We start from the raw sequence: 16,341 nt of genomic DNA, 5'->3' as shown, positions 1-16,341 counted from the left end.
CGTGACACGGTGCAACTCAACCCGGGCTCCCGGGCTTTCTAGGCTCGCCGCACACCGAGCGACCGGAGGTCCCGATGAGCCAAGTGATCCGTGCCGCCCTCTTCCAGACCGCCTGGACCGGCGACAAGGAGTCGATGATCCAGGTGCACGAGCAGGCGGCCCGCGACGCGGCCGCCCAGGGCGCTCACGTGCTGTGCTTCCAGGAGCTGTTCTACGGACCGTACTTCTGCCAGGTCCAGGACAAGGCGTTCTACGAGTACGCCGAGCAGATCCCCGAGGGGCCGATCGTGCGCCGCTTCCAGGCGCTCGCCCGCGAGCTGGGCATCGTACTGATCCTGCCGATGTACGAGGAGGAGCAGCCCGGCGTGCTGTACAACACGGCCGCCGTGCTCGACGCCGACGGCTCCTACCTCGGCAAGTACCGCAAGCACCACATTCCCCAAGTCCCCGGCTTCTGGGAGAAGTTCTACTTCCGTCCGGGCAACAGCGGTTGGCCCGTCTTCGACACCGCGGTCGGCCGGATCGGCGTCTACATCTGCTACGACCGGCACTTCCCGGAGGGCTGGCGGGCCCTCGGGCTCGCGGGCGCCGAGATCGTCTTCAACCCGTCCGCCACCTCGCGCGGACTCTCCCGCTACCTCTGGCAGTTGGAGCAGCCGGCGGCGGCCGTCGCCAACGAGTACTTCGTGGGCGCCATCAACCGGGTGGGCGTGGAGGACCTCGGCGACAACGACTTCTACGGCACCTCCTACTTCGTCGACCCGGAGGCCCAGTTCGTCGGCGAGGTGGCGAGCGACAAGGAGACCGAACTCGTCGTCCGCGACCTCGACCTCGCCAAGCTGCGCGAGGTCCGGGACCGCTGGCAGTTCTTCCGGGACCGCCGCCCCGACGCCTACGGCCCCCTGACCGCGCCGTGAACAGGTACGTCACTCCATCTGCAACCCCCTGACAGGGGCGCGGGGAGCCGCGCGAACAGCCACCGGCGACCGGTTCCCGACCACGATCCGCAACCAGCCCCGACCACGACCCAGCGGAGTCATGAAATGAGCATCCGTACCGTGATCCGCGGTGGCCTCGTCGTCACCGCGTCCGACGAGCTCCACGCCGACGTCCTGATCGAGGACGGCCGTATCGCCGCCCTCGCCTCCACCGGCACTCCCGCCGCCGACGCCTGGACGGCCGAACGCACCATCGACGCCACCGGCAAGTACGTCATCCCGGGCGGCGTCGACGGCCACACCCACATGGAGATGCCCTTCGGCGGCACCTACGCCGCCGACACCTTCGAGACCGGCACCCGGGCCGCCGCCTGGGGCGGCACCACCACCATCGTCGACTTCGCCATCCAGAGCGTCGGCGGCGCCCTGCGCGAGGGTCTCGACGCCTGGCACGCCAAGGCCGAGGGCAACTGCGCCATCGACTACGGCTTCCACATGATCGTCTCCGACGTCAACGAGAACACCCTGAAGGAGATGGACCACCTCGTGGAGGAGGGCGTCACCTCCTTCAAGCAGTTCATGGCCTACCCGGGCGTCTTCTACTCCGACGACGGCCAGATCCTGCGCGCCATGCAGCGCGCCGCCGACAACGGCGGCCTGATCATGATGCACGCCGAGAACGGCATCGCGATCGACGTACTCGTCGAACAGGCCCTCGCCCGCGGCGAGACCGATCCGCGTTTCCACGGCGAGGTCCGCAAGGCCCTCCTCGAGGCCGAGGCCACCCATCGCGCCATCAGGCTCGCCCAGGTCGCGGGCGCCCCGCTGTACGTCGTGCACGTCTCCGCGATGGAGGCCGTCGCCGAACTCGCGCGCGCCCGCGACGAGGGGCTGCCCGTCTTCGGCGAGACCTGTCCGCAGTACCTGTTCCTGTCCACCGACAACCTCGCCGAGCCCGACTTCGAGGGCGCCAAATACGTGTGCAGCACGCCGCTTCGCCCCCGCGAGCACCAGGCCAAGCTGTGGCAGGGGCTGCGCACCAACGACCTCCAGGTCGTCTCCACCGACCACTGCCCCTTCTGCTTCGTGGGCCAGAAGGAGCTCGGCCGCGGCGACTTCTCCAAGATCCCCAACGGGATGCCGGGCGTGGAGAACCGCATGGACCTGCTCCACCAGGCCGTCGTGGACGGGCACATCAGCCGCCGCCGCTGGATCGAGATCGCCTGCGCCACCCCGGCCCGCATGTTCGGCCTCTACCCGAAGAAGGGCACCATCGCGCCGGGCGCCGACGCGGACGTGGTCATCTACGACCCGGCGGCCGAACAGGTGCTGTCCGCCGAGACCCACCACATGAACGTCGACTACTCGGCCTACGAGGGCAAGCGGATCACCGGCCGCGTGGAGAGCGTGCTCTCGCGCGGCGAACTCGTCATCACCGAGCGGGAGTACACCGGACACGCAGGTCACGGCGTCTACACCCCGCGCTCGACCTGTCAGTACCTCAACTAGGAGTGGCGCCCATGGACTTCGGACTCGTCCTGCAGACCGACCCACCGGCCTCGAAGGTCGTCGACCTGATGAAGCGCGCCGAGCGCAACGGGTTCACGTACGGCTGGACCTTCGACTCCGCGGTGCTCTGGCAGGAACCCTTCGTCATCTACAGCCAGATCCTCGCCCAGACCGAGACGCTGACGGTCGGCCCGATGGTCACCAACCCGGGCACCCGCACCTGGGAGGTCACCGCCTCCACCTTCGCCACCCTCAACGACATGTTCGGCAACCGCACGGTCTGCGGCATCGGCCGCGGCGACTCCGCGATGCGGGTCGCCGGCCGCAAGCCCAACACGCTGGCCCGCATCAGCGACGCGATGAAGGTCATCCGCGCCCTCGGCAGCGGCGAGGAGGCCGACCTCGGCGGCACCGTCGTCAAGTTCCCCTGGATCAAGCCCGGCGCGCGGCTGCCCGTGTGGATGGCGGCGTACGGCCCCAAGGCCCTGAAGATGACCGGCGAGGAGGCCGACGGCTTCATCCTGCAGCTCGCCGACCTCTACCTCACCGAGTACATGGTGAAGGCGGTCAAGGACGCCGCCGTCGCCGCCGGACGCGACCCGTCCGAGGTCACCATCTGCGTCGCCGCGCCCGCCTACGTCACCGAGGACGACTCGCCCGAGGCGCTCGCCCACGCCCGCGACCAGTGCCGCTGGTTCGGCGGCATGGTCGGCAACCACGTGGCCGACCTGGTCTCCAAGTACGGCGAGCACTCCGCGCAGGTGCCCGACGAACTCACCGAGTACATCAAGTCCCGCGAGGGCTACGACTATGCGCACCACGGGCGCAGCGGCAACCCGGACACCCAGTTCGTGCCGGACGAGATCGTCGACCGGTTCTGCCTCATCGGGCCCGCCGAGGCGCACATCGAGAAGCTGAACGCCCTGCGCGAGCTCGGCGTCGACCAGTTCGCCGTCTACGACATGCACGACGCGCAGGAGAGCGTCATCGACGCCTACGGCACGAAGGTCATCCCGGCCGTCAACGGCTGAACACCCCCCGTCCGGCCTGCAGTCGGACCCTCAGGCACCCCCTTCCCGCCGTCCCGGGAAGGGGGCCCGGACGCCCTGCACACCGCACCATCTCGTCCAGGAGCGCACCCCCCTCGGCACGCACCCGCACGGCCTTTCCACCCGTCCCCATCTCCTCGATTGGCCTGCCCATGACCGACACCGCTCCCACGGCGATACCGCCGGCCTCCCAAGTCACCCTGCCCGACGGGCGCGTGGAGCTCACGCCCGGCGCCCCGGCGCCGAGCGGCCCCTACGCCAACGCGGACCTGCTCCCCGTACCCGTCGCCAAGCGCACCTGGACGACGTACAACTTCTCCGCGCTGTGGGTCGGCATGGCCCACAACACGGCGTCCTGGACGCTGGCCTCCGGCCTGATCGCCGTCGGCATGGACTGGAAGCAGGCCGTCCTCACCATCGCGCTGGCCAACCTGATCGTGCTGGTGCCGATGCTGCTCACCGGGCACGCGGGCCCCAAGTACGGCATCCCGTTCCCGGTCTTCGCCCGCGCCTCGTTCGGCGTGCGCGGCGCCAACCTGCCCGCCGTCGTGCGGGCGTTGGTGGCGTGCGGCTGGTTCGGCATCCAGACCTGGATCGGCGGCGAGGCGATCTACTTCCTGGCCGGCAAGCTCATCGGCGACAGCTGGGCGAACGCCTCGCAGATCGGCGGCTACGCCTGGACCATGTGGCTGTCGTTCGCGCTGTTCTGGGTGCTCCAGGTCGCCATCATCCACCGCGGCATGGACACCATCCGGCGGTTCGAGAACTGGGCGGCGCCGTTCGTGCTCGTCGGCGCGTTCGTGATGCTGATCTGGATGAGCGACAAGGCCGGCGGCCTCGGCCCGCTCTTCGACCAGCCCTCGCAGCTCGGCTGGGGCGCCGACTTCTGGAAGCTGTTCGCGCCCTCCCTGATGGGCATGATCGGCTTCTGGTCGACGCTGTCGCTCAACATCCCCGACTTCACCCGCTACGGCAGGAGCCAGAAGGCGCAGACCTGGGGCCAGGCGCTCGGCCTGCCCACCACCATGACGTTGTTCGCGTTCCTGTCCGTCCTGGTCACCTCCGGTTCGCAGGCCGTGTACGGCAAGCCGGTCTGGGACCCGGTACAGCTCGCCGCCAAGACGGACAACGTGGTCGGCCTGCTGTACGCGCTGGTGACGGTGCTGGTCGCCACCCTGTCGGTCAACATCGCCGCCAACCTGGTCTCCCCGGCCTTCGACTTCTCCAACATCGCGCCGCGCAGGATCAGTTTCCGCACCGGCGCCCTCGCGACCTGCGTGCTCGGCGTGCTGATCTTCCCGTGGAAGCTGTACTCCGACCCGCAGGGCTACATCTTCACCTGGCTGGGCCTGGTCGGCGGACTGCTCGGCACCGTCGCGGGCATCCTGATCGCCGACTACTGGATCCTGCGCCGCGGTTCCCTCGACCTCGCCGACCTGTACCGCACGGGCGGCCGCTACTGGTACGACGGCGGCTGGAACTGGCGGGCGGTCGTCGCGTTCGTGGTGGGCGGCGTCCTGGCCGTCGGCGGCGCCGACTTCCACCCGCTGATCGACGGCCGCCCGATCCCCGCCCTGTCGTCCCTGGCCGACTACGGCTGGGCGGTCGGCCTCGGCACCTCACTGGTGCTGTACGTCGCCCTGACCCTGCTCGTCCCCGACAGCCCGAGCACCCCCGGCGAGCCGTCCGTCCCCGACGAGCAGCAGGAGCAGGCCGTCTGACGGTCCGTCAACCGTAAGGAGTCCGGAGGCCGCGGGAGGGCGGCGGCGGTCAGCTGGTGCTGCTGCCGCTGCCCTTCAGTGCGGCCACCGCGTCCTTGGCGGCCTTGATCGCACCCTTGTTGATCACATCGGTGCTGGGCGCCTTCTTCGTCTCGAAGTCGCTGCCGTTGTAGGTGATGGTGACCAGCGCGTTGGAGATCTGCGCGATCACCACGCCCTCACGGGTCTGCTGCTTGTCCTCGGTGGTGAGGTTGACCACCGAGTACGCGGTGTCGCCGAGCCCCGGCACCGCGCCGCCACCGCTCTTCTCGGCGGTGCGCTGCTTGTACTCCTTCGCCGCGGCCGCCTGCGAGTCGGTGATCTCGAAGGAGACGTCGAGCCAGCGGTAGTCGAAGCCCTTCAGCGCGTTCCAGGAGCAGGTGCGGCGGATCTTGTTGTCCGTCGACGGGATCTCCTTGCCCGCCGTCTTCGCCCCCGGCACAAGGGACTTGATGTTCGCGACCGCCACACTGGTGCACGGCGCGGGCGCGGTGCTGAACGCCTTCGCGGACGGCGCGGCCGACGACGAGGGAGTGGTGGAGCCGGAGTCGTCCTGGCTCCCGGACTGGGTCTGCTGGGACGCAGAGGCCTCGCTCGTGGCCGGCGCCGGGGCGAACGGCCCAGACGTCAGCGCCCAGCCCGCCACGGCCAGCACGGCGACCGGGGCTATGCGCGCGGAAAGAGTGAGCGGCAAAGGAAGATCACGCACGGGCGCACTTCTCGGTGGGGGACGGTGTGCGGAGCGGGTCCGCACTGCGGACGGGGACGCCAGTGTCACATGACTGCCCGTGAGACGGAAGCCCGAACTCGCTCTGTACCGGGGCGGTCACGGTGGCTTTCCAATCTCGCGAAGAATGTGCGCATTTGTCCTTGCCGGGGCCTGCGGAGTCTGCGGGGTCGCGTCGGGCGATGGATGGCCCAGGGGTCCCCGTGCGGCGGTCGGCGGGCGGCTGTCCCGGTGGCGTCCCCGTCTCGGTCGTCTGCAGATCCTTCACATTTCTCTCACCTTTGGAAGTCTCTGCGACATGTACTTCCACCTGCGAGAACGCGTCCGTGCAGGCATCAATGGAGGGGGAAAGCGATCGCAAAGATGTGAAGATCATTTACAATTCCTTCACATTCTGTTTAGGATCACGCCACTTCTTTCAAGATCCCGTCGCGTGGGGCGGCGGGACGTATGTGGGGGTCTGCATCCATGAGCACTCGAACCGTCGTCGCCGTCGCCGCCGAGGCAGCTGATCGGCCCGGGCTCGCTGTCCTGCAAGGCGTCCACTGCCACCACCTCCACCTGCACGGGCACCGACGAGATCCTCCCGGGTTACAGCCTGACGAACTCCCTGGCCGGATCCTGGAAGGTGGACGTCGCGGCGTACGGCAAGGACTACGACTTCTACGGCGACGATGCGTACTCCGTCGTGAAGATCCAGCGCGCCGCGCGTCTCACGGTCAAGGCTTCCCCCAACCCGGTCAAGAAGGGCAAGGCCCTCACCGTCACGGGCGGCCTGACCCGGGCGGACTGGAACACCCAGAAGTACGCCGGCTACTCCGGCCAGTCGGTCAAGCTGCAGTTCCGCAAGATAGGCACCAGCACCTACACCACCGTCAAGACGGTGAAGTCCGCGAGTGCCGGCGCCCTGAAGGCCGCCGTGACCGCTTCCGTGGACGGCTACTGGCGCTGGTCCTATGCGGGCAACTCCACCACCGGCACCGTCAAGACCGCCGGCACCTACATCGACGTGAAGTAGTTCCGGCGCGGCCGCCGACCGCGGCACCGGGCCCTCCGGCGGGGCCCGACGCCGCGGCCGCGACGGGCCTCGGTGCTGCGCGCACGGCCTGTGTCGCCCGGGCGGACATGTGAAGGCCTTTCAGGCGGGTGCGATCGTGCCGTCGGGTGGTTCCGGCGGCGTCGCACCGCCACGTATCCGCTGACCAGAGCCGTCTCGGCGACACATGTACATTGCATGATCCACTCAGGGCTGCTATCAATTGCCCCACGAATTCTTTACTGGTTCTTCACATCATGAAGAACTGTCAGGTTCGGTGCTCAGGGTGCGGCCGTATCGCCAGGCCGCATGCCGTAGGCCGGTTCCCCCCGCCGGCGTCCGGACCCCGTGACGTGTCCGGGTGCCGGGGGAGTTCGCGCGATGTCCGTCTCCAGGCCCTCGGGCCGCTAGTCCTCCAGGGAAAGCAATGAGTACCTGTCCGTCCTGCGCTCAACCGATAGCCGCGGGCCACGCCTTCTGCAGCAACTGCGGGGCACCGGCTTCGCCCGCCGCGCCGGCAGCCGCGCCGGCAGCCGCGTCGGCGCCGCCGATGCCGACTGCCCCGCCTGCGCCGGGGATTCCGCAGGCCCAGGCGGCGCCGGCGGCCCCCGGGCAGCCCGGTGCGACGGTTCCCGGCCGGCTGTCCGTCTGGTTCAGCCGGATCCGGCCCGACCAGCAGTCGGCCAAGGCCGCGGCCGCCGCTGCCCTGTCGGCTCTGGGCTGTCAGCTCGGCCTGCTGTTCCTCCTCATCGCCATCGCCGCCCAGTTCCTGCCCGACGAGAACTCCGGCACGGTGGGGGACTGGATGACGGCCGCGGTGTGGGTGGCCGCACTGGCCCTTCGAGGGACGCTCGGCCTGTCGGTCGAGGGGGGCGGAGACTCCGGATCGAGCGACGGACTGGGCGGCCTGGTGTCCGGGGCTGTCTCCGGCCAGGCGGAGATCGACCTCACCCTGCAGATGCTGACGCTCACCTGCACCGCCCTGTTCGCGGTCTGGTGGTTCGCCCGGAGCGCCGAGCGGCGAGCGGCAGTGGACACCTGGGCCCGGGTGGCGGGCCGCTCCGCCACCGGTGCTCTGGTCTACGCCGCCGTCCTGAGCGTGCTGGCCCTGGCCACGCACTCGTCGTCGGTCTTCGGTATGAAGACCGAGGAACTCGGTTCGGTTTCGGTCGACTTGGGCGTCGGTCTGTGGCCGCTCCTCCCGTACGCGGCCGTCTTCGTCTTCCTCGCCGACTTCGCCGCCCGTGCCGGTGTGCGCCGTACCGTCCTGGGCGCTCTGCCGGGCGGGTTCACCGGCCGGCTGCACCAGTGGCGCTCCCCCTTCCTCGCCGCGGGCACCGCGAGCGCGATCCTGCTGGGCCTCGCCGCTCTGACGGCGCTGGGCCTCGCGCTCTTCGGTGACACCGACGAGATGGGCGCCGGCGCCTCGTTCGCCCTCGTGCTGCTCGTCCTCGTCAACTTCGCGGTCTGGTTGGCCGGTCTGGCGATGGGCGTCACGGTCGGAAACTCCCTGAACGGTTCCGCCGGCGTCCACTCCTTCTTCGGCGGCGATGACACCAGCCAGCTGAAGGAGACCAAGGCAGGCCTGTTCTCCGGGAACATGCCCGGTGCCGCATACCTGCTGCTGCTTGCCGTCGCCCTGGTCGTGATCGTTGCCGCGGTGCGTCACGCGCTGGCCCACGATCCCCGCGAACGCATGCTGAGCGGCCTGTGGAGGTTCGCCGCCGCCATGGCGGTCCTGTGGACCCCGCTCGCCGTCATGTCCGGGCTGGACATGGCAGTCGACGGCGATGTCAGTGTCGGCGAGGGATTCTTCGGCGGCAGCGGCAGTGCACACGGTTCCGTGTCGGCCGGCCTGAGTGTCTTCGGCGCACTGCTCGTGGCGCTGCTGTGGGGCGGGCTGCTGCTCGCCGCGGCGCAGTTCCTGACCCGGCCGGTGCTGAGCGCCTTCCCCGCCGCGGCCGCGTGGGTGCTGCGGATCCCCGGCCTGCCCGTGCATCCGCAGTGGGCCGCGCTGCTCGCCGACGCCGCGCACCGCAAGGGCCGCCCGGTGCCGCCCCGGCTGATGAGCGCGCTGACCGAGCCGCTGGCCTGCCCGCCGCTGGCCACCGACGCGAAGTGGGCGCGCTTCACCGGTGTCGGCCTGATCATCGCCGTCGTCGTCGGCGGTGGTGGCACGGCCGCCTGGGCCGTCGTGGACTCCCAGGTCTACGGCCCGGAGGCGGCCGCCGAGGACTACCTGCAGGCCGTCGCTGACGGCCGCGCCGACGACGCCCTCGAACTCCAGGGTGGCCCCACCTCCGGCCGGCTGCTGACGAAGGCCGCGCTGGACACCCAGCGCAGGGCGGCCCCGCTGACCGATGTGAGTGTCGAGAAGGTGGACGAGTCCGGGACGTCGGCCACCGCCACCGTCAGCTACAAGGTGGACGGCAAGAAGTACGAGAGCGAGCTGCGGCTGATCACCGGCGACGACGACAAGCACCTCGGTCTGTGGCGGCGCTGGAAGGTCGTGGACGGCCTGGCGCAGGTCGAGGTGACCGCGTCTCCGCTGCTGCACGAGGCCAAGGTCAACGGTGTTCAGGTGCCGTTGCAGGACGGCTCCGCCGAACTCACCGTCTTTCCCGGCACGGTGACCGTCGAGGGCGTGGACTCCGGCTACGTCGCCGCGGACGGCGGAGGCTCGGTCGTGGTGGGGCCGGGCGATACCGGAAGCCCCGACAGCCTGGACGCGGCCCTCACCAGTGCGGGTGAGCAGGCCGCGCAGGAGGCCGTGAACACCGCGCTGACCCAGTGCGCGCAGAGCACGGACCTCGAGCCCGACGACTGCCCGCTGAGCCCGGACAGTCACTACAGCTACTTCTACTCCAGCGACGTGGCTGAGGACGTCCAGTGGAGCCAGCAGTCGCAGCCGGAGCTCCAGACCGAGATGGCCGAGGACGGAACCGTCACCGCCAGCGGCAACCTGGACTTCAAGGTCAACTGGGTCAACGTCGACTCGTATGAGGGCGACAAGACGAAGGAGAAGGACACCTGCACCGCGTCCTTCTCGGCCACCGTCGACTTCTCCGGGGACACGCCCAGCGTGACGTTCTACTCCGGCTACGGCGACTGACCGCCTCCGGCGGCAGCCGGCGTCCCCCGATCTGACGGCCGAAGGGCGCGGTGCGACGAGAACTCGCCGCACCGCGCCCGCCGTTGCCGAAAACCCCGCCGCGGCGGCGTGCCTCGCGCGCCCCTGGAAGCCGCGGCCTTCCGAGGAGCAACACGATGAACATGGACAAGACGTCGTTCGAGACCACTCCCGGCACCCCGGCAGCGGCCGCAGCAGCGCCCGGCCCGGCTCCGGCGCAGGCTCCGGCGGCTCCGGCGCAGGCTCCGGTCCCGGTCCCGGCACAGGCCCCGGGCTTCGGGCCGGCTCCGGCCGTGCCCGCCGCATACGCCGCGCCCGGATACGCCGCACCCGTGGTCCCCGCCCCCGCGCCGGGCTACGCGATGTACGCGGCACACGCCGTGCCGAAGGAACTGCGCGTGGGCGCGGGAGTGCGCTTCGTCGCCCAGTTGCTGAATGTCCTGCTGATATTCGTCACCCTGGGCATCGGCTGGCTCGTCTGGGCCATGATCACCTGGTCCACCGACGCGGCGAACCCGGCCCAGAAGCTCATGGGCCTGACCCTGGTCAAGAAGGACACCGGTGCCCGGCTGACCTGGGGCGACATGTTCGTCCGCAACTTCCTGCTGGGCGGGCTGGTGATGGGCTTCCTCAGCACGATCACGCTGACGATCGCCCTGTGGGTCAACCTGTTCAAGATCTTCGGCAGCGAGAAGCAGAACCTGGTGGATTCCATGGCCGGTTCGGTCGTCGTCAGGCGTGCCGCCTGAGGATCGGCCCCGCCGTCCGACCAGGGCGTACCGGTCCACCGGTACGCCCTGGTCGGACGCGTCTGCGGCCGCGCCCGCGCGGAGAGCGCCGAGACCGGGTGCCCTGAACAGGCGTCAGGACCAGCGCCTTTGCCCGTACGCCGGACGCACGTGGCCAGGGCGTCACGAGTGCTGTTGGATGGGTCGACCGGCAGACGCAGACACCGAGGTCGCAGATGGAGTTCACCACTCGTCCCACGCTCCAAGGCACCTTCGGCATGGTGTCCGCCACGCACTGGCTCGCCTCGCAGTCCGCGATGGCGGTGCTGGAGGACGGCGGCAACGCCTACGACGCCGCCGTGGCGGGGGCGTTCGTCCTGCACGTGGTCGAACCGCACCTCAACGGGCCCGGTGGCGAGGTGCCCATCCTGCTCGCCCCGGCCGGCGGCCCGGTGCGGGTGCTCTGCGGGCAGGGTGTCGCGCCCGCCGGGGCCACCGTCGCCCACTACACCTCCCTCGGCCTGGACCTCGTACCCGGCACCGGGCCGCTCGCCGCCGCCGTGCCCGGCGCGTTCGACGCCTGGATGCTGCTGCTGCGCGACCACGGCACCAAGCCCCTCGCCGACGTCCTCAAGTACGCCATCGGGTACGCCGAGCACGGACACCCGCCCGTCGAGAACGTCGGCGCCACCGTCGAGACCGTACGCGAGCTGTTCGAGACGGAGTGGACCTCGTCCGCCGCCGTCTACCTGCCGGGCGGCCGCTCGCCCGAACCCGGCCGCCTGCTGCGCAACCCCGCCCTCGCCGCCACCTGGACCCGGCTGCTCGCAGAGGTCGCCGGGGCGGGCGACCGGGAGGCGCAGATCGAGGCCGCGCGGGAGGTGTGGCGCACCGGGTTCATCGGCGAGGCCCTGGTGCGGCAGGCCGGCCGGCCCACCCTCGACACCAGCGGCGAGCGCCACACCGGCACCCTCACCGCCGCCGACCTGGCGGCCTGGTCGGCGACGTACGAGGACCCGGTGTCGTACGACTGGAACGGGTGGACGGTGTGCAAGGCCGGGCCCTGGAGCCAGGGACCCGCCTTCCTTCAGCAACTCGCCCTGCTGCCCGACGAGTTGCCCGCCCCGGGAAGCGCCGCGTACCTGCACCTGCTGATCGAGGGCTGCAAGCTCGCCATGGCCGACCGGGAGGCATGGTACGGCGACGCGGCCGAGGTGCCGCTCGCCGACCTGCTCTCCGCCGAGTACAACGCTGCCCGGCGCGCGCTGGTCGGGGACGACGCGTCGTACGACCTGCGGCCCGGCGCCCCCGGCGGCCGGCCGCCGCGGCTCGCGGCCCTGGCCCACCGGGTGGCCGTCGCGGCGCCGGGGTTCGATCCGATGGGGGCCGGGGAGCCCACCGTGGCGAAATTCCCGGCCTCGCGGGTGCCGGGCGGGCCCGCCGCCCCGCAGCGCCCGCACCGTCTCGGCCCCGGTGAGCCCGATGTCCGCGCCGACGGTGCCACCCGCGGCGACACCTGCCACCTCGACGTCGTCGACCGCTGGGGCAACATGGTCGCCGCCACCCCCAGCGGCGGCTGGCTCCAGTCCAACCCCGTCGTGCCGGAACTCGGCTTCCCGCTCGGCACCCGGCTCCAGATGACCTGGCTGGAGGAGGGACTGCCCAACTCCCTCACCCCGGGCCGCCGCCCCCGCACCACCCTCACCCCGTCCCTCGCCCTGCGCGACGGCGTCCCCGTGCTCGCGTTCGGCACGCCCGGCGGCGACCAGCAGGACCAGTGGCAGCTGCACTTCTTCCTCTCCGTCGCGCTGCGCGGCCGGGTCCGGGGCGGCTACGACCTCCAGGGCGCCGTCGACGCGCCCAACTGGCACAACGACTCCTTCCCCGGCTCCTTCCACCCGCGCGGGATGCGCCCCGGCAGCGTCACGGTGGAGTCCCGCACCGACCCCGAGGTCGTGGCGGAGCTGCGGCGGCGCGGCCACGAGGTCACGGTGGGCGACCCCTGGTCCGAGGGACGGCTGTGCGCGGTGGCCCGGGACCCGGAGACCGGCATCCTGTCCGCCGCCGCCAATCCGCGGGGGATGCAGGGGTACGCCGTGGGGAGGTGAGCGGGAGGTGAGCGGGAGGTAAGGGGGAGGCGAGTGGGGCGGCCGTGCCTGCGCGGGCCGGGCGGGTACGTGCGGGGCGGGCGGGTGCGGGGGCGGCCGTCCGGAGCCGGGATTTCATGCCGATTCCACCCGGCGTGCACCGGCCCGGCAGGGATTGTCAGTGGCGCATGCTCTCATGGGGGCATGATCGAAGAGACGGAAACCATCGAAGAGTTTCTCGCCCGGAGCTCGGCCCGAGTCGAGGAGGCGGTCCGTGCGGCCGCCGCGGCCGAGATCATGCCCCGCTTCCGCAAGCTCGCCGCGCACGAGATCGACCAGAAGAGCGGACCGCACGACCTGGTCACGGACGCCGACCGGCTCGCCGAGCGGTACCTCACCGAGGCGCTCCGCGCACTGCTGCCCGGCTCGGTCGTCGTCGGCGAGGAGGCGGTGCACGCCGACCCGGCGACGTACGAGGCGATACAGGGCGACACCCCGGTCTGGATCGTCGACCCGGTCGACGGCACACGGCAGTTCGTGCACGGCGACACCGGCTTCTGCACGCTCGTCGCACTCGTCCACCACGGCATCGTCCGCGCGTCCTGGACCTACGCCCCGGCCCGCGAGCTCATGGCAACGGCCGTACGGGGCAAGGGCGCCCGCCTGAACGGCGAGCCGCTGCGCTCCGGCGCGCCCACGCCCGGCCGGGACCTGGAGATAGCCACCTCGCACCCCGACTACACCACGGACGACCAGAAGCGCGCGCTGCGCGCCCTGTGGACGGACGGCGTGGCGCCCCGCCCCTGCGGTTCGGCCGGCCTCGAGTATCTCGCCGTCGCCCGGGGCGAGTTGGATTCGACGGCCTTCTCCTGGGAGGCGGCCTGGGATCACGCCGCGGGCCTGCTGCTGGTCGAGGAGGCGGGCGGCGCCCATCTGACGCTCACCGGCGACCCCTTCCGCGTCACGGGCGGCAACGCCCTGCCGTTCACGGCCGCCCGGGACCTGGCGACGGCCCGCAGGGTGGTGGGGCTGCTGTCGGCGGCGTAGGCACGGGCGGTGGGTGCGCGCACACGGTGGGTACGGGTCGGTGCGTACCGGCGCGGGTACGTGCCCGCCGCCCCGCCTTCCCGTCCCCGCCCCGCCTTCCCGTCCCCGTCCCCGTCTCCCCGCCACGGCCTCCTCGTCCCCGCCTCCCCGGCCCCGGCCCGCCCCCGCGCTCCGGCCGGGCCGGACCCCCGGCATATCCTGATCCGAGTGGCCATCGGCTGACGAAGGAGTCCGAAGGTGCCGTCGATGCTCGATGCGGTCGTGGTGGGAGCGGGGCCGAACGGACTGACGGCTGCCGTGGAACTGGCCCGGCGCGGCTTCTCCGTGGCGCTCTTCGAGGCGCGGGAGACCGTCGGCGGGGGAGCGCGCACCGAGGAGCTCACCCTGCCCGGCTTCCGCCACGACCCGTGTGCCGCCGCCCACCCGCTCGGCGTCAACTCGCCCGCGTTCCGGGCCCTTCCGCTGGAGCGGTACGGCCTGGAGTGGCTGCACGCCGAACTGCCCATGGCGCACCCGTTCCCGGACGGCACGGCCGCCGTGCTGGCCCGTTCGGTCGCCGAGACGGCCGCCTCCTTCGGGCCGCGCGACGCGGGCGCGTACCGCAGGCTGGTGGAGCCATTCCTGCCCCGATGGGACACGCTGGTACGGGACTTCATGTCGCTGCCGACGACCGCGCTGCCCCGCGACCCGCTCACCCTCGCCCGCTTCGGACTGACCGGACTGCCGCCCTCCACGCTGCTGATGCGCCGCTTCCGCGACGAGCGGGCCAAGGCGCTCTTCTCCGGCCTCGTCGCCCATGTCATGGCACCTCTCGGCGGCCTCGCGACCGGCGCGGTCGGACTGGTCTTCGCGCTCGCGGCGCACGCGCGCGGCTGGCCGGTGGCCCGCGGCGGTTCGCAGGCCATCTCGGACGCGCTCGCCGCGTATCTGAAGGACCTCGGCGGCGCCATCCACACCGACTACCCCGTCAAGCGCCTCGACGACCTGCCGCCCGCCCGCGCCTACGTCTTCGACACCTCGCCCACCGCGCTGGCCCGGATCGCCGGCTTCGGCGGCCACTACGACCGGTTCCGCTACGGCGCAGGCGTCTTCAAGATCGACTACGCCCTGGACGGGCCGGTCCCGTGGACCGCGCCGGAGGCCCGCATCGCGGGCACCGTACAGGTCGGCGCGAGCAGCGCCGAGATCGGCCGCGCCCTGCGGGCCGCCTCCCGCGAGGGCCGCGCGCCCGACCCGCCGTTCCTGATCACCGTCCAGCCGGGCGTCGCCGACCCCACCCGCGCCCCCGCCGGGCAGCAGGTCTTCTGGGCGTACGGCCACGTGCCGAACGGCTGGACCGGCGACCTCACCGACGCCGTGGAACGCCAACTGGAGCGTTTCGCACCGGGGTTCCGCGACCGGGTGCTCGCCCGCGCCACGGCCGGACCGCCCGAGCTCGCCGCCCGCAACGCCAACTACGTCGGCGGGGACATCGGCTGCGGCGCCGCCTCGGGGCTCCAGCTGCTGCTGCGCCCCAAGCTGTCCCTGTTCCCCTACGCCACCCCGCACCCGGCGGTCTTCATCTGCTCCTCGGCCACCCCGCCGGGACCCGGCGTGCACGGCATGTCCGGGCACAACGCCGCCAAGGCGGTGTGGCGGATGCTCCGCCGCCAGGACCCGTATCACGGCGCGCTTCGGCGCGCAGGGAGGCCGTCGTGACCACCATCACGCTCCACCAGGGCGACATCACCCGGCAGACCGTCGACGCGATCGTCAACGCGGCGAACTCCTCGCTGCTCGGCGGCGGCGGGGTGGACGGCGCCATCCACCGGCGCGGTGGCCCCGCCATCCTGGAGGAGTGCCGCAAGCTGCGCGCCTCGCACTACGGCAGGGGCCTGCCCACGGGCCGGGCGGTGGCCACCACGGCCGGCGCGCTGGACGCCCGCTGGGTGATCCACACCGTCGGCCCGGTCTGGTCCGCCACCGACGACCGCTCCGAACTGCTCGCCTCCTGCTACCGGGAGTCACTGCGCGTGGCCGACGAACTGGGCGCCCGCACGGTGGCCTTCCCGGCGATCTCGACGGGCGTCTACGGCTGGCCCCTGGACGACGGCGCCAGAATCGCCGTCGAAACCGTCCGCACCACCCCCACGAGCGTCACGGAGACCCGCTTCGTCCTCTTCGACCGGCGCGCCTACGACATCTTCACCGCAGCGACGACCTGACGGGCGCCCCCTCGGGGGCGCGGGGACTCCCAGAACCCGGCTGACCGACCACCCCCAGAAGGGGCGCGCGGATCCCCAGAACCAGGCTGACCGACCACCCCCTGAAGGGGCGCGGGGAACTGCGCG

12 protein-coding genes are annotated in these 16,341 nt (G+C 71.6%); 11 read left to right on the top strand and 1 reads right to left on the bottom strand.

Features of this window, described 5'->3' with window-relative positions; genetic code table 11:
- Window positions 1-74: 74 nt before the first annotated feature.
- The 4 genes from WN71_RS30630 to WN71_RS30615 all read left to right on the top strand — a co-directional run bounded on the left by WN71_RS30630 (window position 75) and on the right by WN71_RS30615 (window position 5,217).
- Window positions 75-917 carry a nitrilase-related carbon-nitrogen hydrolase gene (locus WN71_RS30630; protein WP_046582157.1) on the top strand — a complete coding sequence of 281 codons (843 nt, stop codon included), beginning with the start codon at window positions 75-77 and terminating at the stop codon, window positions 915-917.
- A 126-nt stretch (window positions 918-1,043) separates the two neighbouring features.
- Window positions 1,044-2,447, top strand: coding sequence for a dihydropyrimidinase (gene hydA, locus WN71_RS30625; protein ID WP_046582159.1), 1,404 nt, complete (start codon window positions 1,044-1,046; stop codon window positions 2,445-2,447).
- Window positions 2,448-2,458: 11 nt separating this feature from the next.
- Window positions 2,459-3,478: a TIGR03842 family LLM class F420-dependent oxidoreductase gene (locus WN71_RS30620; RefSeq protein WP_046582161.1), complete on the top strand. Its 1,020-nt coding sequence runs from the start codon at window positions 2,459-2,461 to the stop codon at window positions 3,476-3,478.
- Between the two features lie 170 nt (window positions 3,479-3,648).
- Window positions 3,649-5,217 (top strand): NCS1 family nucleobase:cation symporter-1, encoded by a 1,569-nt coding sequence (locus WN71_RS30615; RefSeq protein WP_046582163.1) that lies wholly within the window; start codon window positions 3,649-3,651, stop codon window positions 5,215-5,217.
- A gap of 49 nt (window positions 5,218-5,266) precedes the next feature.
- Here WN71_RS30615 and WN71_RS30610 read toward each other — a convergent pair whose 3' ends face one another.
- Window positions 5,267-5,965: a hypothetical protein gene (locus tag WN71_RS30610; protein ID WP_046582165.1), complete on the bottom strand. Its 699-nt coding sequence runs from the start codon at window positions 5,963-5,965 to the stop codon at window positions 5,267-5,269.
- 646 nt (window positions 5,966-6,611) lie between these two features.
- On the opposite strand from WN71_RS30610, the gene WN71_RS30605 reads away from it, so the two are divergent.
- The 7 genes from WN71_RS30605 (at window position 6,612) to WN71_RS30575 (ending at window position 16,215) form a co-directional block, all read left to right on the top strand.
- Window positions 6,612-7,001 (top strand): hypothetical protein, encoded by a 390-nt coding sequence (locus tag WN71_RS30605; RefSeq protein ID WP_052742896.1) that lies wholly within the window; start codon window positions 6,612-6,614, stop codon window positions 6,999-7,001.
- 568 nt (window positions 7,002-7,569) lie between these two features.
- Entirely contained in the window at window positions 7,570-10,131 is a 2,562-nt protein-coding gene (locus WN71_RS30600; RefSeq protein ID WP_052742897.1) for a hypothetical protein, read from the top strand.
- Window positions 10,132-10,286: 155 nt separating this feature from the next.
- Window positions 10,287-10,898 carry an RDD family protein gene (locus WN71_RS30595; protein WP_052742898.1) on the top strand — a complete coding sequence of 204 codons (612 nt, stop codon included), beginning with the start codon at window positions 10,287-10,289 and terminating at the stop codon, window positions 10,896-10,898.
- A 215-nt stretch (window positions 10,899-11,113) separates the two neighbouring features.
- Window positions 11,114-12,985: a gamma-glutamyltransferase family protein gene (locus WN71_RS30590; RefSeq protein ID WP_046582170.1), complete on the top strand. Its 1,872-nt coding sequence runs from the start codon at window positions 11,114-11,116 to the stop codon at window positions 12,983-12,985.
- A gap of 183 nt (window positions 12,986-13,168) precedes the next feature.
- Complete coding sequence (locus tag WN71_RS30585) at window positions 13,169-14,011, top strand: inositol monophosphatase family protein (RefSeq protein ID WP_046582171.1); 843 nt, start codon at window positions 13,169-13,171, stop codon at window positions 14,009-14,011.
- Window positions 14,012-14,257: 246 nt separating this feature from the next.
- Window positions 14,258-15,709, top strand: a complete 1,452-nt coding sequence (locus tag WN71_RS30580) for a phytoene desaturase family protein (protein WP_046582302.1) — start codon at window positions 14,258-14,260, stop codon at window positions 15,707-15,709.
- A complete protein-coding gene (locus WN71_RS30575) occupies window positions 15,706-16,215 on the top strand; it encodes an O-acetyl-ADP-ribose deacetylase (protein ID WP_046582173.1) in 510 nt (169 codons plus the stop codon). The genes WN71_RS30580 and WN71_RS30575 overlap by 4 nt, the downstream gene beginning before the upstream one ends.
- The last annotated feature ends 126 nt before the right edge of the window (window positions 16,216-16,341 follow it).

The organism is Streptomyces mangrovisoli (assembly GCF_000974985.2).
Lineage (GTDB): Bacteria > Actinomycetota > Actinomycetes > Streptomycetales > Streptomycetaceae > Streptomyces > Streptomyces mangrovisoli.
This window is presented reverse-complemented; position numbering and strand designations above follow the sequence as displayed.